The sequence below is a fragment of the Dorea sp. genome (assembly GCF_977044405.1).
Window position 1 is genome coordinate 43043 of record NZ_CDRRQK010000017.1, and the last position, 23169, is coordinate 66211.

22 protein-coding genes, 1 pseudogene and 1 other annotated feature are annotated in these 23169 nt (G+C 42.1%); of the genes and pseudogenes, 1 reads left to right on the top strand and 22 read right to left on the bottom strand.

The window, feature by feature from the left end; translation table 11 throughout:
- Window positions 1–39: 39 nt before the first annotated feature.
- The 3 genes from ACWJAF_RS09050 to ACWJAF_RS09060 form a co-directional block, all read right to left on the bottom strand.
- Window positions 40–372, bottom strand: a complete 333-nt coding sequence (locus ACWJAF_RS09050) for an arsenosugar biosynthesis-associated peroxidase-like protein (protein WP_195256304.1) — start codon at window positions 370–372, stop codon at window positions 40–42.
- 86 nt (window positions 373–458) lie between these two features.
- On the bottom strand, window positions 459–1154 hold the full coding sequence (locus ACWJAF_RS09055; RefSeq protein ID WP_448863394.1) for a TVP38/TMEM64 family protein: 696 nt from the start codon (window positions 1152–1154) through the stop codon (window positions 459–461).
- Window positions 1155–1309: 155 nt separating this feature from the next.
- On the bottom strand, window positions 1310–4162 hold the full coding sequence (locus ACWJAF_RS09060) for an NYN domain-containing protein (protein WP_448863396.1): 2853 nt from the start codon (window positions 4160–4162) through the stop codon (window positions 1310–1312).
- Window positions 4163–4400: 238 nt separating this feature from the next.
- Here ACWJAF_RS09060 and ACWJAF_RS09065 point away from each other — a divergent pair, with 238 nt between their 5' ends.
- The gene (locus tag ACWJAF_RS09065; protein ID WP_296093994.1) at window positions 4401–5264 is read left to right on the top strand and encodes a phosphoribosylaminoimidazolesuccinocarboxamide synthase; all 864 of its coding nucleotides are present in this window, start codon (window positions 4401–4403) and stop codon (window positions 5262–5264) included.
- Window positions 5265–5763: 499 nt separating this feature from the next.
- On the opposite strand, the gene spoVAE is transcribed toward ACWJAF_RS09065, so the two are convergent.
- The 19 genes and pseudogenes from spoVAE to ACWJAF_RS09160 form a co-directional block, all read right to left on the bottom strand.
- Entirely contained in the window at window positions 5764–6120 is a 357-nt protein-coding gene (spoVAE, locus tag ACWJAF_RS09070) for a stage V sporulation protein AE (protein ID WP_296032538.1), read from the bottom strand.
- Window positions 6121–6135: 15 nt separating this feature from the next.
- A complete protein-coding gene (locus ACWJAF_RS09075) occupies window positions 6136–7140 on the bottom strand; it encodes a stage V sporulation protein AD (RefSeq protein ID WP_448863398.1) in 1005 nt (334 codons plus the stop codon).
- A gap of 84 nt (window positions 7141–7224) precedes the next feature.
- Entirely contained in the window at window positions 7225–7683 is a 459-nt protein-coding gene (locus ACWJAF_RS09080) for a SpoVA/SpoVAEb family sporulation membrane protein (RefSeq protein ID WP_296032543.1), read from the bottom strand.
- 127 nt (window positions 7684–7810) lie between these two features.
- Window positions 7811–8233 carry a stage V sporulation protein AB gene (locus tag ACWJAF_RS09085; protein WP_448863400.1) on the bottom strand — a complete coding sequence of 141 codons (423 nt, stop codon included), beginning with the start codon at window positions 8231–8233 and terminating at the stop codon, window positions 7811–7813.
- Entirely contained in the window at window positions 8193–8867 is a 675-nt protein-coding gene (locus tag ACWJAF_RS09090; protein WP_448863402.1) for a stage V sporulation protein AA, read from the bottom strand. Before ACWJAF_RS09090 ends, ACWJAF_RS09085 begins: the two co-directional genes overlap by 41 nt.
- Before the next feature lie 20 nt (window positions 8868–8887).
- Window positions 8888–9058: a hypothetical protein gene (locus ACWJAF_RS09095; RefSeq protein WP_296032546.1), complete on the bottom strand. Its 171-nt coding sequence runs from the start codon at window positions 9056–9058 to the stop codon at window positions 8888–8890.
- A gap of 78 nt (window positions 9059–9136) precedes the next feature.
- On the bottom strand, window positions 9137–9862 hold the full coding sequence (locus ACWJAF_RS09100) for a SigF/SigG family RNA polymerase sporulation sigma factor (protein ID WP_296032547.1): 726 nt from the start codon (window positions 9860–9862) through the stop codon (window positions 9137–9139).
- On the bottom strand, window positions 9841–10299 hold the full coding sequence (gene spoIIAB, locus ACWJAF_RS09105; protein WP_178681635.1) for an anti-sigma F factor: 459 nt from the start codon (window positions 10297–10299) through the stop codon (window positions 9841–9843). Before spoIIAB ends, ACWJAF_RS09100 begins: the two co-directional genes overlap by 22 nt.
- Window positions 10300–10611 (bottom strand): STAS domain-containing protein, encoded by a 312-nt coding sequence (locus ACWJAF_RS09110; protein ID WP_178681636.1) that lies wholly within the window; start codon window positions 10609–10611, stop codon window positions 10300–10302.
- Window positions 10612–10697: 86 nt separating this feature from the next.
- Window positions 10698–12068, bottom strand: coding sequence for a tetratricopeptide repeat protein (locus ACWJAF_RS09115; protein WP_296032552.1), 1371 nt, complete (start codon window positions 12066–12068; stop codon window positions 10698–10700).
- 31 nt (window positions 12069–12099) lie between these two features.
- A complete protein-coding gene (locus tag ACWJAF_RS09120; RefSeq protein ID WP_296032554.1) occupies window positions 12100–12249 on the bottom strand; it encodes a hypothetical protein in 150 nt (49 codons plus the stop codon).
- Entirely contained in the window at window positions 12242–13582 is a 1341-nt protein-coding gene (locus ACWJAF_RS09125; protein WP_448863406.1) for a bifunctional folylpolyglutamate synthase/dihydrofolate synthase, read from the bottom strand. The genes ACWJAF_RS09120 and ACWJAF_RS09125 overlap by 8 nt, the downstream gene beginning before the upstream one ends.
- Window positions 13569–15788, bottom strand: coding sequence for an LTA synthase family protein (locus ACWJAF_RS09130; RefSeq protein WP_296093999.1), 2220 nt, complete (start codon window positions 15786–15788; stop codon window positions 13569–13571). Before ACWJAF_RS09130 ends, ACWJAF_RS09125 begins: the two co-directional genes overlap by 14 nt.
- A gap of 105 nt (window positions 15789–15893) precedes the next feature.
- Window positions 15894–18554 (bottom strand): valine--tRNA ligase, encoded by a 2661-nt coding sequence (locus ACWJAF_RS09135; RefSeq protein WP_296032557.1) that lies wholly within the window; start codon window positions 18552–18554, stop codon window positions 15894–15896.
- 65 nt (window positions 18555–18619) lie between these two features.
- Window positions 18620–18870 (bottom strand) — a binding site (T-box leader).
- Window positions 18871–18993: 123 nt separating this feature from the next.
- A complete protein-coding gene (locus ACWJAF_RS09140) occupies window positions 18994–19938 on the bottom strand; it encodes an AEC family transporter (RefSeq protein ID WP_448863409.1) in 945 nt (314 codons plus the stop codon).
- A gap of 12 nt (window positions 19939–19950) precedes the next feature.
- Entirely contained in the window at window positions 19951–20799 is an 849-nt protein-coding gene (locus ACWJAF_RS09145) for an aldo/keto reductase (protein WP_448863411.1), read from the bottom strand.
- 26 nt (window positions 20800–20825) lie between these two features.
- Window positions 20826–21629, bottom strand: a complete 804-nt coding sequence (locus tag ACWJAF_RS09150) for a protein-ADP-ribose hydrolase (protein WP_296032569.1) — start codon at window positions 21627–21629, stop codon at window positions 20826–20828.
- Between the two features lie 70 nt (window positions 21630–21699).
- The gene (locus ACWJAF_RS09155; protein ID WP_296032560.1) at window positions 21700–22194 is read right to left on the bottom strand and encodes a DNA-deoxyinosine glycosylase; all 495 of its coding nucleotides are present in this window, start codon (window positions 22192–22194) and stop codon (window positions 21700–21702) included.
- 220 nt (window positions 22195–22414) lie between these two features.
- A pseudogene (locus tag ACWJAF_RS09160) lies at window positions 22415–23169 on the bottom strand (IS66-like element ISRgn2 family transposase); the annotation flags it as partial.

Below are 23169 nucleotides of genomic sequence, written 5' to 3' on the forward strand. Positions count from 1 at the left end.
CTTATACAAATTTGTTCGTCTTTGTATTTCCCAAATCTTTTAAAACTCCAGTTTTTTCACGATATTTTTCATCTGCACTCCATGTACAAGACTTGCTCCACCACGGATTGCTGCTGCTACATGTACGGCTTCTGTCATCTGTTCTTCACTGACACCTTTATCCAGGCAGTCATTCGTATATGCATCGATACAATATGGGCACTGTACGGTATGTGCAACTGCAAGTGCGATCAGTGATTTTTCTCTTGCTGTCAGCGCGCCTTCTTCGAATACTGCATTATAATATGCAAAGAACTTTTCCGCTAACTCTGGTGCCTTTTCCCCAATTGTACCGAATTTTGCAAGGTCTTCTGGATTGTAATATGTTTCCATGTTCATATCCTCCTGTTTTTAATTTTATATATATTCCCGGAATTTTTCACCACTCGGTTCTGTGGCAGGTTTTCCAGGCACATATCCTATTTTCTGGACTGTCTGTCCATATATATCTTTCTCAACATAAAGATAAATGCCGAAAGAGCAAATATAAGCAATAAAGCTGTTACCAGTAACTTCGCTCCACCAGTCAGCATACCTCCTACATAAGAATAGACAATGGTTGCCGGTAACTGTCCGATTCCTGTGGCTATAAAAAATGAAGCAAATGACATCGATGTAAGTCCGGCTGCATAGCTTACAATATCAAATGACACAAACGGAAGCAGACGGCAGATCAGTATCGTATTCTTTCCATATCTCTCAAAAAATGTATCTATCTGCTCAAGTCCTGCTTTACTGGTTAACTTTTCTGCCACATCACGTCCTAATATCTTTGCAATATAAAAGCATACTGCTGCTCCAGCCATCGCACTGCTCCATGAAAGGATTGCCCCCTTCCACCAGCCAAATAGATTTGCATTCGCAAATGTTATCAAAAATGCCGGAAGCGGTGCTGCAATTGACTGAAATATCATCAATAAGAAAGATATCAGTGCTGCATATACTCCATATGATGCAACAAAATCTCTCACAATGGTAAAATCACCGCTTGCAAACATCTTAAACACCCGGTTCATCACACTATGCACTCCCGGTATCCACAGATAAGCAGCTATACACAGAAGTAATAGTACAATCAAAATGCCCTTTTTTACCCATTCTTTTCTTTTTTTCATATATCCCCTCTCAACACTTCACAATGTTTTCTATTATTTAGTATTATTTTATCAATAGATAAGCTTTATGTCCAATCATATTTATCGATATGTAATGACACTTATGTATTTTTTCTATATATCCTATTCAAAAAACACAGAAATTTTCTACTGATTTATGGCTCCCCTACCTGCTTACTTTTCCGTCCCAAACGTATATCTTCCATTTTCCGTACAAATTCCTCATCCGCATGATCAAACAGGTAATTCCTGTCGCTAACTCTTTGCTTCTCATTATCTTCTGCGATCAGCTTCTTCGTATATTCAATCTCCTCCAGAAAATCTCTTGAGGAAATGCGTGTGCCGCCCTGTCCCATCGTGATCACCTGTTCTACGCCATCCGAAGTTACAACCGTTACGTGGTATTTTCTTCCGATGTGGTGCACGACCTTTTCAATATACTGATCGGCAGTCTCTGCTTCTTTTGTATATACAACATGGATATTGTGATATTTCTGAATTTCAAGTGTGTAGCCTTCTACCTTGTATGCATCAAATACCAGGATCAGGACACATTTCTTATATCCCTGATAATTACACAGGATATCCATCAGCTTATCTCTCGCTGCTTCGATACTGACTTTTGCCAGCTCTTTTAATTCCTCCCACGCAAATATAACGTTATATCCGTCCACGAGTAAATATTCCTGCACGGCTTCTTCTTTTTTCCGCTGTTTTTTCGCATACTCACTTTCATAAGTCTGTGGTGTCAGCCCGCCTTTTCTCTCTACCTTTCCATAAGTACGGATAAAGATCTCTTCCAGTTCTTTTTCTTCCGCCTTTGAATAGACTTTCGGTGTTCTGGCGGCTCTTGGTGCCTGTCTCTCTATCTGTCTGGACTGTCTTTTTGCCTCTTCTAATGCACGCTCTTTTTCCAACTGGTTTTCCAGATGCATATATTCTGGTACTTTATCCCAGGAAACATTGAATCCCGCGCCGTGTGAGCAGAATACCGAACCGGTCGGATTCTCGGTATCGCGTTCCGGATCATAGGCAATATTTTCTATAACTTCTTCTGCATTCCGGCATGGTTCATATCCCCGGAAGGTGCATGTCAGATGTCCCTGTCCTCTTGTGTAGGCATTGACTTCCATCTGATAATCACGCATGGCTGCAACCGGAGCGTATCCTTCGATCGTTGTCATCTCCCCTTCTGTCTGTGGTGTACCTGCTTCTCCGTTCATTCTCTGGATATCCGTAAGCGCCCTTCCGATCATTCCTGATGGAACTTCCAGCTGGAAATCATAGTATGGCTCCAGCAGCAGACTTTCTGCCTGCATCAGCCCCTGACGGACTGCGCGGTAGGTTGCCTGACGAAAATCCCCGCCTTCTGTATGCTTCAGATGTGCCCTTCCTGCTGTCAGCGTAATCTTCATATCAGTAATCACTGATCCCGTCAGCACGCCTCTGTGTTCTTTTTCTAATAAATGTGTCAGAATCAGACGCTGCCAGTTCTTATCCAGTATGTCTTCACTGCAGTCTGTTCCGATGACAATTCCACTGCCTCTTTCTCCCGGTTCCATCTTAAGATGTACTTCTGCATAATGTCTGAGTGGTTCAAAATGTCCCACACCTTCTACCGTATTCTGAATTGTCTCTTTATATACGATATTTCCAGTGTCAAATTCTACTTCCACTCCAAACCGGTCTTTGATCAGGCTCTTTAATATCTCGATCTGGACAGCTCCCATAAGTTTTGCATGAATCTCGCCAAGTTCTTCATTCCATACGATCTTCAGCATCGGATCTTCTTCTTCGAGTATACGTAAGTTTCCAAGCATCTTGTGAACATCACAGCCTTCCGGGAGTTCAATTTTATAACTCAAGACAGGCTCCAGTGCCGGTGCTTCTGAGTCTGCTTCTATGCCAAGTCCTTCACCCGGATAAGTGTAATTAAGACCTGTTACTGCACAGATCATACCTGCTTCTGCTTCCTGTACCATCTCGTACTTCTCACCGGAATAGATGCGGATCTGATTGACTTTTTCTTCCCATCTGTCCGCTTCTTTCCCCAATGTACTTTTTTCTGATACTTCTGACATATCTGATTCATTCATAGAGCTTTTCTTTCCTGCATATCCGTTTAAGATATCTTTTACCTTCAGAACTCCGGATGTCACTTTCAGATGTGTCAGACGGCTTCCGGAAGGATCTCTTGAAATCTTATATACTTTCGCTCCAAACTCAGATATATCTTTTTCATTTAATGCACCGGAATCTTTTCTTCCCGTTTTCTGATCAGACTTTCTATAAGCTTCTGTCTTACCATGTTCTCCTTTTTCTGTCCACTGCTCATTCTTTTCTATATAATCGGCCATTCCATCCATGAATTCCTGCACGCCTTCAATTTTCAATGCCGAACCGAAATAACACGGATATACCTTACGCTTTCCGATCATCTCTGCAATCGTATCTTCTTCTACTTTCTCTGATTCCAGATATTCTTCCATCGCCTCTTCATCACACATGGCCAGACTGTCAAAGAATTCTTCTGATCGTTCTGTAAAGTCAATACATGCTTCATCCAGCCTGTTCTGCAAATCATCCAGTACTTTTTCCTTATCCGTTCCAACCTGATCCATCTTATTGATGAATAAGAACGTCGGTATCTGGTAGCGTTTCAACAGGCCCCAGAGTGTACGGGTATGTCCCTGCACTCCGTCTGCACCATTAATTACAAGGATCGCATAATCCAGCACCTGTAAGGTACGTTCCATTTCTGCCGAAAAATCCACATGCCCCGGTGTATCCAGAAGTGTTATCCCCAGATTTCCCATCTCTAGTTCTGCCTGTTTGGAAAAGATCGTGATTCCTCTCTCTCTTTCCAGTTCATATGTATCAAAAAATGTATCCTTATGATCCACTCGTCCAAGTTTTCTGATCCTGCCGCTAAGATATAACATGCATTCGGATAATGTCGTTTTCCCGGCATCCACATGTGCCAGGATTCCTATTGTTATATGTTTCATAATCTCTTTCCTTTTCTTCAGAATTTCACTCTTTTTCTTGCTTATTATCTGTTGTTATCAGTCTTTATTATCATTACTTATCAGTATTCTTTTTTACGATATTCTTATTATACAACATAATTTATATTTTGTACTTTTTTTCAAAATTTTGCAATTTACTATTGTTTTTTCTTGCAAAATCTGTTTGACTATTAGTGAGGACATATTAAAAAAAATAATAAATAAGCGAGGTATTGTTATGAAACCAATAAAAGAAGGTAAAGTCCGTGAAATCTATGATAACGGAGACAGCCTGATTATGGTTGCCACTGATCGTATCAGTTGTTTTGATGTAATTCTTAAGAACATTGTTTCTAAAAAGGGAACAGTTCTGACACAGATGTCTAAATTCTGGTTCGACCTGACAAAAGACATTCTTCCTAACCATATGATTTCTACTGATGTAAAAGATATGCCTGAATTCTTCCAGAAACCAGAATACGACGGTAACAGCATGATGTGCAAAAAGCTTGAGATGCTTCCGATCGAGTGTATCGTACGTGGTTACATCACAGGAAGCGGCTGGAAGAGTTATCAGGAAAATGGTACCGTATGCGGCATCAAACTTCCAGAAGGCTTAAAAGAATCTGACAAGCTTCCAGAACCAATCTATACACCTTCTACAAAGGCTGAGATTGGAGATCATGACGAAAATATTTCTTATGAGCAGAGTATTGCACACCTTGAGAAATATTTCCCTGGAAAAGGTGAAGAATACGCAGCCAAACTTCGTGACTGTACAATCGCACTCTATAAAAAATGTGCAGACTATGCATTAAGCCGTGGTATCATCATCGCCGATACAAAATTCGAATTCGGTCTTGATGAAGATGGTAACATGGTAATCGGTGATGAGATGCTGACACCTGACAGCTCCCGTTTCTGGCCTGTAGAAGGTTATGAACCAGGACACGGACAGCCATCCTTTGACAAACAGTTTGCACGTGACTGGCTGACTTCCAATCCAGACAATGACTGGACTCTTCCAGATGACGTTGTTCAGAAAACAATCGACAAATATCTTCAGTGCTACAAGATGATTACAGGTGAAGAACTTGCTTAATTTTCCTGTTTTCAGAGAACCAACTCCTTGCGGTTCTCTCATAGTTTGTGTACGATAATGCCAATATATGGCAGGTACACCAGGCAGAGGATTGCTATTGACTCTGTCTATATACTTTAGAATCTAATCCGATAGCGATATATAATACCCGGCGGGGACTGTCTTCCTGATAGTCTCTGCCGGGTGTTTTTAGGTTGTCAGATTACATTTATCTAGTTATACTTAATTAGAATGATTCTGAAAAAATATTTTCTATAATGACTGATTCTTTCAGAGACATTCTGGAAATTCTATTTAGAAAGAAGTGACATTTACATGAAACACTCTTATTTTTACCGGGGACTTTGTCATCGGAGTAGGGCGTGCGATTGCTGCATTCAATCATTTCTTCAAAAAACCAATGGCTTCTCTTGCAGGTATGGACGCACAGCTCTAACGTGTGTCTGAAAATGCTTTCTACAAGATACATCTCACACTTTGAGAAAGATATTCAAATGCTTTATTTTTTCATCTTTGGCTCGAAGACAAGTGATGCCAGATAGCCAAAGATGAGAGCTGCCGATATTCCTACCGCACTTGCTTTGAACCCTCCCATGAAGATTCCGATGAATCCTTCTTTTTCTACTGCTTCTTTAACGCCTTTCCATAATAAATTACCAAATCCAAGAAGCGGCACACTTGCCCCTGCTCCTGCATAATCCTGAATTACCGGATAGATCTTAAGTGCACCAAGAACCACCCCGCTGCACACCAGTAATACCATGATTCTTCCAGGCATCAGTTTGGTCCTGTCCAATAAGATCTGTACAAGTGCACAGATCAGTCCGCCTACCCAGAATGCGTTCATATAATCCATATCCTCCACCTCCCTCTAACAATGTTCCAGCACAATTCCATGTGCAATCCCCGGGACACTTGCCCCTTCGTTATAGCTGACGGTGGACATCAGTGCTCCGGTTGGAACGAACAAAACTTTCTTCCATTCACCTCTGCTGATCTTTGGAAGGATATATGCCGAAAGCGTCGCAGCCGCACAGCCACAGCCACTCCCACCCGCGTGTGTATCTTGCAGATTCTGATCGAAAATCGTCATCCCACAGTCCATGTGATTCTTCTTAATATCATATCCCTTGCCACGCATCAGATCGAATAGAATACTCTGACCGACATACCCGAGATCTCCGGTTATAATCCTTGCATAGTCTTCTTCTTTTCTTGCAAAATCTTCCAGATTCTGTATGATTGTATCGCATGCCGCCGGTGCCATACATGCCCCCATGTTCTGGGAATCCTTCAGTCCGTAATCCACAATTTTCCCAACTGTTACTCCACTTATCCGCACATGGCTCTTAGATTTTCCCACAATAAATGCTCCACTTCCGGTTACTGTCCAGTGCGCCGACAAAGGTCTCTGATTCGCATAACCAAGTGGAAAACGGAATTCTTTTTCGGCACTTCCAAAATGACTCGATGTTACTGCAAGCATCCGTTCTCCGTATCCTGCTGCCACACTCATAGATGCCAGAGCCAGTGCTTCGCCTGAAGTGGAACATGCCCCGTATAACCCGAACATCGGGATCTGCAGATCTTCTACACCAAGAGACGTTGCAACTCCCTGTCTTAAAAGATCCCCGCCGAACAGATATCTGATCTTTTCCGGTTCCAGATGTGCTTTGCCAAGTGCCAGAAGACACGCTTCTTTTTGCATGGTGCTTTCGGCTTCTTCCCATGTCTTTTCCCCGAACAGATTGTCCTCCTCCACCATGTCAAACAGTGTACCAAGCGGCCCTTCGCCTTCCTTCTTTCCTACTATAGATGCACTTTCTTCAATATAAGGAGGTGTTTCAAATGCAATACTTTGTTTTCCTTTTACCATTACCGTTGTCCTCTTTCCATTTTCTCCTGCTTTCTGTTATGTCGTCTGTTTCTTTTCTTCCTGCAATTTATCATTTATCTTCTTTTATACAATCTTAGCCATTCTAAGAATCCAATATATAAAACCTAACACCCAGCTTGTAAATATCCCATACAGGATCACCGGTCCTGCTATTGTGAATATCTTGCAGCCGATTCCCATCACCTGTCCTTCTTTTTTATATTCAATTGCAGGAGCCGCCACCGAGTTGGCAAATCCCGTGATTGGTACCAGTGCACCGGCTCCGCCCCATTTTGCAATCTGTGGATAGATTCCTGCTCCTGTAAGAAGGACACTTGCCAGTACCAGTATCATGGAACACCAGCCCCCACTGATATCTTTATCCATTCCCGCGTTCTCACACAGATTCAATATCACCTGTCCAATCACACAGATAAGCCCACCCGTCACGAATGCTTTCACCATATTGGCCGGAAGACTGTGTACGGGTGTCTTTTGTTTGACATAGTTCTTATATGCTTTCTGTTGTCTTTCCTTATCCATCTTTTTTATTCCTTTTCTTTTATCTGTCTTTTTTATCCATCTTTCTATTTTTCTTCTTTTATCTGTCTTTCTTTATCCATCTTTTTATTTCTCTTCTTTTATCCGTCTTCCTTATCCGCCCTCCCTTCTACCACCGTTTCCAAAAGAATAATAAATCTCCCAGGCCTTTTCCAAGTGCAATTCCTATAATAACCGCAGCCGTTCCTCTTACCATCCGGATCCTTCGTATAAAGATAGGGAACAAATCCAGCATCTCCGTCAGTGCCATGGCCCAGCATCCTACAAATATGCCACTGAAAAGCCCTACTACCGGTATCAGATACTTTACAAGCTCCTGCGGCATCGTAATAGGATAGATGGATATTACTGCTCCTATGCTTCCACCCACAGCAATTGTATCTTCATACAGCATCACATGCTCTCCCGTATGCGTCCGGTCCGCAAAATCCGATACCACTCCCAGACCAATGATAAATGAAAAAAGTCCACCCGCCGCTGTAATACCGGCACTAAATCCCAGTATTGCCAGCATGACATCCTTTATCCACATCCAGTTCTTTCTCCTTTCTTGCATAGGTTTCTACAAGTGTTGTCTGAATATCATTTTCATATAACCGCATCTCTACCTCCATCGGAGTCGGATCTACCGATATCCGCTTCTTTCCAAAATGATTAAAAAATACGATAATCCCTATCACAATTCCAATACAGTAAGTAAGTTCCAGTACCGTAAATCCATTGGATTCCTTTCCCGTCAGAAGCTCATAGATCTGTCCGAACATTTTCGTAACACCTACATCATTGTTAAATGCCATCGTAGAAAACGCAGCCCCAAAGAAACTCGTCAGTACAACTGCTGTGATCTTCAATATGTGCCATATTCCACCTTTTCCATCCTTTTCTTCATATGTCACGATAAAGTCTGCTTCTCCCAGATTCTCCACTGTCACATCCGGATAAGTCTCATGGATCTTCTGGATTACTTTCAGAACGGACACTACTGTACGGTTGCTTTTTTTGTTATCTGTATGATGAAATGTCAGAAGATGCATGGTCCGTATCTTCGCCAGCATCGCCGGATTGGTGCACTCTGTTTTAAGTACATCTCCTAGTGTGACTGACTTTTTATTTACCTCTGTATTTCTGTCTGCTTTGATATATATGGTTCCACTTGTTCCTGCCAAATCTTTCACCTCTTTTTCTATTACGATGTGCCTGTTAAAACTATCTTCTCCATTGTATTTTCTATCAGTGTTCCTTCATTTACCTTGCGGCTCCCCTTTACATCATGTACATAATAGATTGTGCCGATGATCACAGCCACTGCAACTACAAAAATCAGGCACGCCCTGATTTTTCTTCTTCCTTCTTCCACTTCTTCACCCTCTTTTTCAGCTAAGCTTTGTGAATTAGTATGTCTGATTCCCAAGAAGACTATACATGACGCGCCTTTTTAAATATTCGATCTTAAATTTTTTAATATCCTCTTTTCCATCCTGGATACCTGTACCTGTGATATTCCAAGTTCCTTTCCAATCTGCGCCTGTGTCTTTTCTGCAAAATACCGCAGATAGATCAGACGCCTCTCTTCTTTATCCAGACTTTTTAACAGCTCTTTTAGCAGAATCTGATTTTCAATCCGGTCTTCTTCCTGATTGCCTCCTGCATTTTCTTTTGACAGTTTGTCCAGAAGTTCCATCTCCTGTCCTTCTTTCTGATAGATTGGCCGGTGCAGCGACTCCACATCGGTACAGGCATCCATTGCCATCGTCAGTTCTTCCGCCTGTACATCCAGATACTCTGCCAGTTCCTGAACGGTTGCATCTCTTCCCAGTCTTTTACTTAACACTTCCTGCCCCTGCCAGGCTTTATATGCCAGTTCTTTTAACGACCTGCTGACCTTTATCATCCCGTCATCTCTTAGAAATCTTTTGATCTCTCCGCTGATCATTGGCACTGCATATGTTGAAAATCTGACATCATAATCCAGGTTGAACTTATCAATGGCTTTTAGAAGGCCGATATTCCCTATCTGGAAGAGATCTTCCATCTCGATTCCTCTTCCGCTAAATCTGCGTACCACACACCAGACCAGTCCCGCATTTTCCTCTACAATCTGTGCTCTTGCTTCTTCATCCCCTTCGTGAGATCTCTGAATCAAAGCGATTGTGTGGTCCATACTGCCTTTCGTCCTTTTCCGATTGTTTTTTCCATCTTAACAATCGTTCCCTTTCCAATTCCTGATACGACTTCCACCTTATCCATGAAAGCTTCCATAAATGAAAATCCCATTCCGGAACGGTCAAGCTCCGGTCTTGTGGTGAATAATGGTTCCATGGCTTTTTCTACATCTTCCATTCCTTTTCCATGATCTATGATCTCAATATAGAGAACATTTCCCCTGGTCTTACAGTGTATCCGGATTTTATCCACTTCATTGTCATATCCATGGATGATCGCATTGGTCACTGCTTCTGACACCGCTGTCTTTACATCTGCGACTTCTTCTACAGTTGGATTCAGCGATGTCATGAACGCCGCTACCGCTACTCTTGCAAATGATTCATTCGTTGAATAACTGTCAAAACTTAGCATCATTTCATTCGTATTTTCCATCTACTTGTCCTCCTCATATATCTGCATAATTTTAGTAACTCCTGACATCGTCAGAATCTTCCGGATTCTGTCACTTGTATGTACTGCGCACACTTCTCCACCTAACATATAGACCCTCCGGTATCTTCCCATGATCACCCCGATCCCGGAGCTGTCACAGAACTTTGTATCTGCAAAATCAAATATGACATATCGTATATGGTTATGCTCGATCAGATGATCCGATTCCCGGCGGATCTCTTCTGCATTATGATGATCCAGCTCTCCCGGTAAAAATATGGTCAGACAGTTTTCCTGTACCTGATATTTCATAATATAAGTTCCCCCGTTTCATTAACAAAAAAAGGACATACACCTTCTTCATGTATATCCTTCTCTTCTGTATCTGTTATAATCTTTTACTCGTTGCTCTTCTTGCTCTTTTTACTGCTCTGATTATCCAGTGCCTGCTGGGCCGCAGTTGCTGATACCGTTCCACCGTATGAATCTATGATCTTCTGATAATAACTGTTGGCTTTATCCTGATCTCCCTGTTTTTCATAGGACTGTGCAAGAAGGAGCAGTGCTGCTCCGTCCTGATAGCTTTCATCCATCTTAAGAACTTCCTCAAGATTCGTAATGGAAGTATCGTAATTGCCATACTGGTAATTCTTCTTTGCAGTTGCATATAAGCTGGAGCATACTCTTGGGTATATCTGTCCTTTCAGATATTCATACTCTGTCTTTCCAGAATCTCCCAGTGTATCTGCATTGATCTGAAGCAGCTGCTCTGCCATCTCCGCATTGGTCATATCACCGTTTGAATAATGATTCACTACAGACATCAATGCTTCATAGCTGTTCTTGGCGCTTTCTGCCGACTGTTGTGCACTTTCGGCCGCCTTAGCATTATTTCTATATGTCTCCAGTTCTTTTTTCAATGCGCTGATCTGTGACTTCTGTGTTGCAATCTGGTCACTGAATTTGGTTGTCTGCTGATTGGTCTTACTTTCCTTGGAAGCAGATACTGCCGGCATAATGAGAAATGCCATCACTGCTACTCCTACAATTACTCCCAGTACAATGTTGATCATACTGTGAAGTCCTACATTATCTTTCAGTCCGGTCGTTACCGGCTGGATGATCGTCTCGTTTCCTATGTTGTATGTGACTGTCTGTTTTGCTTTTTTCTTTTTATTCTTATTCGCACTGTCGTCCGTGATCAGTTTGATATTTCTTGCCTTACGTACCTGATTCAATTCATGCATATAGCGCATGGTTATATCATCTGTCTTGTCCAGTTTGTGTGCGATCCGGATATTCTTTCTTGCTTCTGCATACTGTTCACCATGAATATAAAGCAGTGTCAGAAGCTGGTATGCCTTTACATATGCCGGATGAAGCTCAATGGCCTTCTTTAACTGGATCATGGCAAGGTCTTCATTTTTCTGGTAACAGTAATCCAATGCCTGGTTGTATCTTTTAATTGCCTGATTGATCCGGTCAAGATCTTCTTGTTTTTCTTTTACTTTTTTAATGTAATAGTTGGCAATATTCTCTTTCGGCTGAAGGTTCTTACTAAGTACCCACTCAGTAAGTGCTTCTACCACGTCCCCTCTTCCGTAATAGACCAGTCCCAGAAGATTTCTGGAAGCAATATTATCTCTGTTATATTGCAAACTCTTCTTCAATGAGTTGATTGCTCCGGTCAGATCCCGGATGTTTGCTTTCTTAAGTCCATCATTATACCAGTAGTTCGACTGGTACGCCAGTTTTGTTGTATAATCCATATACTACCCTCTATTTTTCCTTTACCGCAGCTTACTGTAGATCATCCTGTTTTGTCTGTTCGAGTACTTCTCTTAAAAGATCTGTCATGTCTGTCAGATCATCCTGATAGATTGCATCTCCCAGTTCCTCTACTTCCAGACTTGGCTGGAATTTCTTTAATTCCTCTTCAAAATTAAGCATCTGTGGCACCTCCCGCCAGTAACTTCTTTATCATTCCAACGAGGTATAACGATCCCAGGCAATAGATTTCCCCGGATTCTCCCCGTTCCTTTTTCGCTGTCTTGACAGCTTCTTCTAATTCTTCTTTACAGTACACTGGTTTCTCTGTATATTTACGGAATATCTCCGCAAGTTCTTCTGCCGGAACGCCTCTTTCATCCTGTATCTGCGTAACGACACAGGCCTTTATCTCAAGATTCTTACACAGATATTCTATCATCTGATCATACTTCTTATCCGACACCGCCGAAAATAATAATACAATCTCTCCGCGTTCACTCTCATCCAGTGCTTTCACACTCTCTACAAAGGCTTCCATGGCTCCCGGATTATGCGCTCCATCCACAGTAATATGTTCTGCGACACGCTCCATCCTGCCTTCCCATCTTAAGCCTTCCAGTGCTTTTTTCCATTTTTCTATATGTATCTCTTCCCCTGACAACAGATATTCTGCCGTCTCCAGTGCAAGCTCTGCATTCATCGCCTGATAGCATCCACAGATTGGCACCTTGAAGATAACATCTTTATCATACGCACTCCTTCTGGAAAATGCAATATATTTGCGGTGAACTTCCTTAATTTCATACGCATTTTTCGTAACTTCTCTACAGGATGCGCCCTGTTCTTTTGCTTTCTTCCGGATCACTTCCGAAGCTTTTTCATTACTTCCGTCAAAAAATACCGGTACTTCAGGCTTGATGATCCCTGCTTTTTCTCCGGCAATTTTTTCAATCGTATCTCCTAGAATTGCGGTATGATCCAGACTGATCGATGTGATCACCGATACCGAAGGCTTCTCAAGTGCATTCGTCGCATCCAGTCTTCCGCCAAGTCCGGTCTCTAAGACAATGTATTCTACATCCGTCTTTTCAAAAGCTTTCATTCCCATCCCGAACAAGAACTCAAAATACGAAGGATGCTCGATTCCGTCTTCCACCATCTCATATACAGTTTTCAGTACTTCCCGGAATACTTCCAGAAATGTCTCATTATCAATCTGTACATTATCTACCCGTATCCGCTCATTTACAGATACAAGATGAGGGGATGTAAAGAACCCCGTTCTCTTCCCCTCTGCCATAAGAATGGCCTGTAAGTATGCACATACAGACCCTTTTCCATTTGTACCGGCTACGTGGACAACTTTTCTGTCCACGGCCGGATTACCTAATCGTTTTAAAAATAATTTTGTGTGCTCCAGCGTATGTTTTCTTGTGAACTTTGGAAGTTCTTCAATATACGCTGCCGCTTCTTCATATGTGAACGCTTCTGGTTCTTTTTTAATTAACATCATACTCCTGACCTACCCAAGACTTCGTCTTATCGGTTGCTGTACCTTCCTGTTTGACAAGCTGTCCATTCTGATAAATGTATTTATCCGACATACGGAAGATCGTATCACTGGATCCTACCTGTCCTACCTGTATTACATCTCCGTCCTGTAATTCTGTCTCAGACAGATTGATACGGGTATTATTAAGGAAACTGCTCTTTTGCTTCTCGCCGTTGACATACACCCTGCTGTACTTCGTAAAGTTCTCACCATACAGACTGTAACCGCTCGAAAGCTGTGGAACGATACTGCTCAGTGATACATCCCTGATTCCCATCACCATATGTCCTTCTGTGATCGGTGGTTTTCCGTTGTATACATACTGTTTTCCATACAGGATATCGTACTGTAAAAGTTCCAGATCTGAAAGGTAATTCTTGCTTCCCTTTCTCTGTTGATGATAATTGAATACTGTACCAGAATGAATATCCAGTCTGTTCAGTACCTCTGACATCAACTGGTACGCCGGGATATTCTTATCCTGTTTTTCAAGTCCGATGTTATCCCACATTACGTAGTTCGTATTGTATAAGTAACGACTCTTTAAGTCCTCCGCTTTCAGTCCCATGGTTGGAAGATGGTCTCCGTAGAATACGACTACGGATGGTTCATTTCTTTCTTCCACGGCTTTAATCAGATCTCCTACGAACTGATCCATCTCATAGACCTGGTTGACATAATATTCCCACTTATTCTTCAGTGCTTCATCTTCGATTCCCTCGACTTTGATCTTCGGATTCTCGATCAGCTGTGTCTCCGGATAGTTACCATGTCCCTGTACACTGACGGTAAATACAAAGTCTTCCTGCTTTGTCGTATCCATCGCTTCCATAATATGCTGTGTCAGGATCTCATCCTTTGCCCATCCGTTTTCCGTCGTCTGAAGCACATTCATGAATTCCTTACTGGTAAATGTATCAAATCCCATATTGTTAAATACATTTGCACGGCTATAGAAATTACCTGTATTGTCATGTAATGCATGTGTTCCATATCCAAGAGATGCAAGTGCTGTTGCCGCACTCTCTGTCGGATGCTTCTTTGTATATGTCTTATATGGATATTCTCCAGGTCCAAAGTAACGCAGGTTCATACCTGTCAGTACCTCAAACTCTGTATTCGCTGTACCGGCTCCTACGGATGGTACTTTAAAATATCCTGACGAATAATTCTTATACAGATTGTGCAGGTTCGGGCACGCATCCTCCGATGTCGTAAAGAACTCTGCATTTGCCACATCAAAATACGACTCTAACTGTACTACAATGATATTCGGAAGTTCATCTGAAGAACGGCTTGTTGTACTTTTATTGAGTTCACCGTCTTTATCGATCTTAGCCATTGCCTTTTTGGTATATCCGTTCGGTTCACTGATTCCCGTATTGAAAAGACTTGCGGAGAAGCAGTATGGCAGACCATAATCTTCATAAGCAAACGCAATATTTCCAAAATATGTGGATACCACACGCTTATCTATTGCCATATTGGTAACGAACGTATAGAGAACACCACATGCCACAATTCCGGACAGTGCCAGAAGATGATGTACTTTTCCGGCATACTGTCCGCCACGTCTCCACATAGAGACAAGCCAGATCAAAAGTGCCACGATGCCGACTGAAAGTACCACCACTTCAAAACCATTACAGTAATTATTGATCAGTGCAATTCCGTCTCCTGCAATCTTAAGATCCTGTGCGTTGAACGGTGTGACACGCTTTAACAGGATATAGCCATTCGCAATACCGATGATGATCCATAACGCACTGATGATGATCCTGACAAATATCCTTCGTTTGAACAGATATACAATTGAAAAGGTCACAAAGATCATAAATGCATTATACAGGAAGACAAGCGGTGTCCCCGTCATATATGACCATGCTGCTACGATAGAATGTCTTGAAATAGCTTCTATCACAAAGTTAATGATGCATGCAAGCAGTGCATGAAATATCAAAGAGAATCGGTTCATGAATGCATAGACCGGCTGCATCTTCTTTGCAAATGCGCTGTTGCGTCTTGCTTCTAATATTCTCTCACGTCGTTCATGTCTGCCTTTCCAGTATGCAATGACATCCTCTTTCTTCAAATTTTTTATTTTGCGGATTTTACCCTTGATATCCGGTTTTTTTAACTGAAGTTTTTTCCCTTGAAATCGTTTCATATAATCCCCTTTGATATCTAATCCGCAGCCATCCTGTTACCGATAGCTGCGGAACCTAGTTATTGTTTATAAATCTGATTATTTATATTCCTGATGTTTATAAGTCTAAGCCTGTTTTGCTTTTAAGCCTTCCAGTCTTTCTTTCACCTGTGCCATCATCTGCTGGTAAGTCTCAAGTTTTTCTCTTTCTTCCTGAACCTTTGCAGCCGGTGCTTTACTTACAAATTTTTCGTTATTCAGCATTCCGTTTGAACGTGCGACCTCTTTGGTAAGTCTTGCCTCTTCCTTTGTCAGACGCTCAATCTCCTGCTCAAAGTCGATCAGCTCTTCCAGTGGAAGATATACCGTTGCATCCGGAACTACAATAGATACTGCATCTTCTGCAATGCCTTCTGTCGTCTTCTGAAGTACCAGTTTGTTCAGCGCTGCCATATTCTGAGCTGCATTACTTAACATTGCAAGTCCTGATCCGAGCTGTTCATCTTCACATACAACATAAGCAGTTGCTTTTCTTGAATTTGGAACATTCATCTCTGCACGTACGTTACGGATACCACGGATGATCTCTTTGTAGTGATCTGCAATGTTCTCTGCGATCGGGAAGTTCCAGTCTTTTTCATATACCGGCCAGTCAGACATCATAAGTGACTCTTCTTCCGGTACTAACTTGCTGTAGATTTCTTCTGTAACGAATGGCATGTATGGATGAAGCAGTTTCAGAGATTTCTTCAGTACTTCTTTCAGTGTCCATAATGCATCGTTTGCTCCCTGTGGATCTTCCTCTGCATGGTAGATACGGTATTTTGCGATCTCGATGTACCAGTCGCAGAACTCATCCCATAAGAAGTCATAGATCTTGGAAAGTGCGATACCAAGCTCGAACTTGTCCATATTTTCTGTTACATCTTTTACAAGGTTGTTGCACTTGGACATGATCCATCTGTCAGCCGGACGTACTGTGAAATCAGCCGGTTTCTTAAGCTCTTTGTCGCCTAAGTTCATCATGATAAATCTGGAAGCATTCCATACTTTATTTGCAAAGTTACGGCTTGCTTCTACACGTTCATTGTAGAAACGCATATCATTACCAGGTGCGTTACCTGTCATCAGTGTCATACGGAGTGCATCTGCACCATACTGATCGATGATCTCCAGCGGATCGATACCATTTCCAAGGGATTTACTCATCTTGCGTCCCTGTGAGTCACGAACCAGACCATGGATAAATACTGTATGGAACGGTGCTTTTCCAGTATGTGCATATCCTGAGAATACCATACGGATTACCCAGAAGAAGATGATATCATAGCCTGTTACCAGAACATCTGTCGGATAGAAGTAATCCAGATCCTCTGTCTTATCCGGCCATCCGAGTGTTGAAAATGGCCACAGAGCTGAACTGAACCATGTATCCAGTGTATCTTCATCCTGTGTAAAATGTGTGCATCCACATTTCGGGCATTTCTCCGGTGCGCCGTGTCCGACAACTACTTCACCACATTCATCGCAGTAGTAAGCCGGGATTCTGTGTCCCCACCAGATCTGACGGGAAATACACCAGTCACGGATATTCTCAAGCCAGTGCAGGTAGATCTTGTTGAAACGTTCCGGAACGAATCTTAAGTCGCCGTTCTTGATTGCTTCGATGGCTGGTTTTGCCAGTTCTTCCATCTTCACGAACCATTGCTGCTTGATCATTGGCTCTACAGTTGTGTGACAACGGTCATGTGTTCCTACATTATGAGAATGTGGAACTACTTTTACCAGGTATCCCTGTTCTTCCAGATCAGCTACCATCGCCTTTCTTGCCTCGTAGCGGTCCATTCCGGCGTATTTTCCACCGTACTGCTCGTTGATCGTTGCATCATCGTTCATGATGTTGATCTCAGGCAGGTTGTGACGTTTTCCAACTTCGAAATCGTTAGGGTCATGTGCAGGTGTGATCTTAACCGCACCTGTTCCAAACTCTTTGTCTACATAGTAATCGGCAACAATCGGAATCTCTCTGTCTGTCAGTGGCAGTTTACACATTTTTCCTACGATATCTTTGTATCTTTCATCATCCGGGTGAACTGCGATTGCAGTATCTCCAAGTAATGTCTCCGGACGTGTAGTTGCGATCTCAAGGTAATCATCTGTTCCAACGATTGGATATTTGATATGCCAGAAGAATCCATCCTGTTCCTCATGCTCAACCTCTGCATCGGAAAGGGACGTCTTACATACCGGGCACCAGTTGATGATTCTGGATCCTTTGTAAATGTATCCTTCGTTGTATAATTTGATGAATACTTCTTCTACTGCTTTGGAACATCCTTCGTCCATTGTGAAACGTTCTCTGTCCCAGTCACAGGATACACCTAATTTCTTTAACTGACCTTCGATGGTTCCTGCATATTCTTCTTTCCACTGCCATGTTCTTTCCAGGAATTTTTCTCTTCCTAATTCTTTTTTATCAATTCCTTCTTCTTTTAACTGGTTTGTAACCTTAACCTCAGTAGAGATAGCCGCATGGTCTGTTCCCGGGATCCAGAGTGCATTGTATCCCTGCATTCTCTTATAGCGGATCAGGATATCCTGCAGTGTATTATCCAGGGCATGTCCCATGTGAAGCTTACCGGTAATGTTCGGTGGCGGCATTACTGTAGTAAATGGTTTCTTGCTTCTGTCTACTTCGGCGTGGAAATATTTGTTATCACACCATTTTTCATATAATTTTGCTTCAATCGCTTTGGGATTGTAAGTCTTTTCCAGGTTTTCGCTCATAGTTTCCTCCTCATTTCACACTTTTTTCACATTTTTTTATTACATGAAAAAACCCTTTACATTACGTAAAGGGCGATTGTAGTCGCGGTACCACCTTCATTATATAGGAAGAAATTCTTCACTATATATCTCATCTTATTCTTTAACGGGAACGACTCCGGGATGAACTAATGCCAATTTTATAGTATCAGGTTCATTCATCCGGCTCCGAAGCTACCTTCCGACGTCTCGTATTCCTTAAGTGTCTCTCAGCCGATGGATCACTCTCTCTGGTATGGACGAACTTACGCGTACTCCTCTTCTTCAATGCCTTTATGTATAAACTACTGAATATGATAGCCATCAAGTCCCCATTTGTCAAGGAGTTTAGGTATTTTTCAGAAACTCTTAAGGAGTTCTGCAAGAGTTTCTTCAGATATTCATTCCTTCCACCAGGCTTCTATACCAGGCCGAAACACTTCATTATATAGAGCCATCCGGTCAGGGTAAATGCGCTGCACATGGTCGTGAGCATAACTACACTGGAAGACAATACTCCCTCATGTCCCATATTCTTAGCCATAACAAAACTGCTGACTGTCGTTGCCGATCCAAGCATGACCAGGATTGCGATCAGTTTCTCTTTTCTGAATCCGATTGCTACGGCAAGCGGCATGAATACCGCCACAAAACCAATTAATTTGATAAATGCAGCAATCACAGTCGGTTTGATCTTACCAAATGCTTTCTTGATATCAAATGTAGCACCCATTGCCATTAGTCCCATCGGTGTTGCTACACCACCGACACTGCTGACTGCCTTATGTAAGATCACCGGCATCGGAAGCTTCAGTGCTGACCACACTAAACCGGCTACAATACCGATGATGATTGGATTTGTAATGATACCGATCAGTGTCTTTTTAATCAGTGCTTTATCCATTCCTTTTTGTCCCGGCTTAAAAAACGACAGTACAACAACTGCCATGATATTATAAAGCGGCACGCTTCCGATGATCATAAGCGGTGCCTGTCCGGAATTGCCGTAGATATTCTGGATAAATGCAATTCCAAGAAGTGCAGCACTGCTTCTGTATGCTCCCTGGATAAATTCTCCCTGGATATTTCTATCTTTTAACAGGCAGGAGATTCCAATTGCGATCGAGATACTGATCAGTGTAATGACAAAGCAGAAAACTACGAATTTCGTATCCCACGCTTCTTTAATGTCTACGACTGCCAGATCGCCGAATAATAATACCGGCAACGGAATCCGGAAGACGAATTTGTTCATCTTATTAGCAAAATCTTCGTCCATCCAACCGATCTTATTGAAGAACAGTCCCAGTATCATCATTAAGAAAATGGGGACTGTTGCATTTAAACTAAATATCAGATTGTCCATAATTGTCCTTCCTTAAAAATCAATCTTATCCGGATGTGATCCAGACCCGCCAAAATTTCCCATGCTGTCTATTCTTTCCATATCATTCTCATCCAGGATAAAATCAAAGACTTCCGCATTTTCTCTAATACGTGATGGTGTTACGGATTTTGGCAGCGGCAGTATGTCGTGCTGAAGGCACCAGCGGATACAAAGTTGTGCAACAGATTTACCATATTTCTGTGCGATTTCCTGTAATGTGAAATCTTCCAAGATACGTCCATTTCCAAGCGGACTCCATGCCTCTACCTGAATCCCATTATTTTTACAGTAGCTTACTGTTTCATCCTGCATACATCCAGGATGAAATTCGATCTGATCAACCATCGGTGTCACTTCTGTCTCCATCAATGCTTTTAAATGATGCGGCATAAAATTAGATACTCCAATTACTTTTATTTTTCCTGCTTTATAAAGCTCTGTCATTGCTTTCCATGTAGAAAGGTTAAGTTCCTCCCAGTTTTCAAACTGATGCTGAGATGCCGGCCAATGAATCAGATACATATCCAGATAATCCATCTTCAGATCTTTGCAGGTTTTCTCAAATGCCTTCATCGTCTTATCATATCCACGCTCCGTATTCCATACCTTGCTTGTAACAAATAACTCATCTCTTGCAATACCACTTTGGATTATACCTTCTCCAACACTGCTTTCATTGCCATAAGCTGCTGCCGTATCAATATGTCTGTATCCGGATTCAATAGCAGCCTTTACACTAGATAAAGCTGTGTCACCGTCCGGAGTCTTCCATGTTCCATACCCAATGCACGGAATACCCATCTTATTTTTCAATGTAAATGTATCTGTTAAACTCCTCATCTTACCAGTTCCTCCTGTCATAATATTTATCCAAATAATTTCTTATATATGTTATAATCCTCTTCCTTGAACACATTAAATATTACCCGTTCTAATTTTGAAGATGATAAGTACTTATCTACCATCTTCACCGCAATCTCTGCCGCCAGCCTATTCGGAAAATGAAATTCTCCTGTAGAGATACAGCAAAATGCAATCGACTTAAGTCCCTCTTTTTCTGCCAGCTTCATGCAATTCAGATAACACGACTTTAATTCTTCTTCCTGCTTTTTTGTCACCTGCATGCCAACGATCGGACCTACGGTATGAATGACGTGCTTTGCCGGAAGATTATATCCTTTTGTAATCTTCGCCTTCCCGGTTGGTTCTTCGTGTCCTTGTGCTTCCATGATCTGTGCACATTCATTCCGAAGCTGGATACCTGCTGCCGAATGAATCGCATTATCGATACAGCCATGACACGGAACAAAACAGCCAAGCATCTGGCTGTTTGCTGCATTTACGATTGCATCCACTGAAAGTCTTGTGATATCTCCCCGCCAGAGAGCAATCTTATCCACATTTTTGATGGTCTCACACGGAAATTGTCCACCTATTGTTGGAAGTTTTTCCCACTCTACGATTCCTTTCTGTTCTGCTTCTTCCTGTAATAATTCATCTTGTAGTCTTGTATACTCCTGATCTGCCTCGCCCGGCCAGCGGACATTCATAAGACTTCTAAGAAGTCTTCTCCTGCCTGCATAATCCACCGGATCGGCAAGTGATGCGTAGCCTGTATTTTCCTTTTTCAGGTAGTCGATCAGTATTCTTACTCGTTCTTCGCGGTTCATATATTTCAATATTCCTTCTTTCTTGCTCCTCACTTATTTAGCTCACATCTGATATCTATTTTCATTTTTGTTATATATATTTCTTAATTTCAGAATACGCCTCATACAACTGTTCATACGATGTTCTGCAATTTGCCGGACTGGTTGATGGTAATCCGATTGCCATAATTCCAGTCTTGGGATAACAGAACTTCTTATATAATTGAAATGCCTTTGTTCCTGTCGTAAATATTGCTTTGATATCTGCATTTGTAAGAATCCTGCTCAGATCATTCGGCTGCGGATTACGGATGCTGCTGTCATCTGCTCCTTTGATATCACATCCTGCCAGCACATCCCAGACTGCAATACCATTTCTTAATGCAAATGCAATCTTGTCTTCTCTCGTCTCCGGATACGCTTCTCCACAGACATCGGATACCACTTTCCAGAATCTGTTTCTTGGATGTCCGTAGTAGAATCCAACCTCACGGGATTTTGGCGACGGCATGGTTCCTAGCATCAGGATCTTGGAATGTTCATTGTAGATTGGGTCAAAATTGTGGATGATGTGTTGTGTTTCCATGTCTGATTTTCTCCTGTTCTTTGCTCTTCAATATAACTCTGAAAGTCCTGTAAAAAGATACTTCTTTTATGATATCATGACTCATTACAAATTTCTAGTATAGCGAAAAACAGAAATCTGCTGTCAATTATCATTTTTATAATGTAAGCGCAAAATATTGCTACGTTACTCATGAATTACGCTTGCACCAAAATGATAGATGCAAGCGTTTTACTCTATTTTAGTTTTGACAGTTCATTTTCGCAGTCTCGCTCCATGGGGCAAGCTGTTCCAACTGTTCATCTGACATTTCATCGTCTGGCCGCTGTGATAAGAGATATGTCAGATATTTATAGGTATTCAGATCATTCGCTTTTGCCATCTCAACCATTGTATACACAATAGCGCTGGAAGCAGCTCCTTTCGGACTAGCACTGAACAGCCAGTTCTTCCGGCCAACAGTGAATGGCCTGATTGCATTCTCGCTAAGATTATTGGACAAACTGCAATGACCGTCTTCCAGATAGGTCATCAGGGTGTCTTTCCGATTTTGGGCATAGTTTACCGCTTTCGCCAAACGGGTTCCTTTGGTTGGGCGCTGTTGATCCAGCCAATTCCAGAATGCCTCTAGTATCGGCTTCTCCTTTTCAAGACGAAATTGTTTTCTCTGCTCCGCAGTGTGATTTTTTGTTTTTGAGTACCGCTCACAATCAAACAGCTTGGAACAGAACTGTACTCCCTGCACTGCCGGAAGGCTGTAATCATACTCTTTCCCTTTCGGTATGGCATCTGTGAAGTAACGTCTTACATGTGCCCAGCAAGAGCAGCGTTTGATATCCGGCAGATTATTATAACCCTGGTATCCATCTGTCTCCAGATATCCGCTGAACCCCTGTAGGAAAGATGCTGCATGGAACTTTGCCCTTGTCTCTGTGTAATGGTAGAGCAGGATCGGCGGAAGTCCATCTTCTCCACTGCGGAAGAGCCACATCCAGG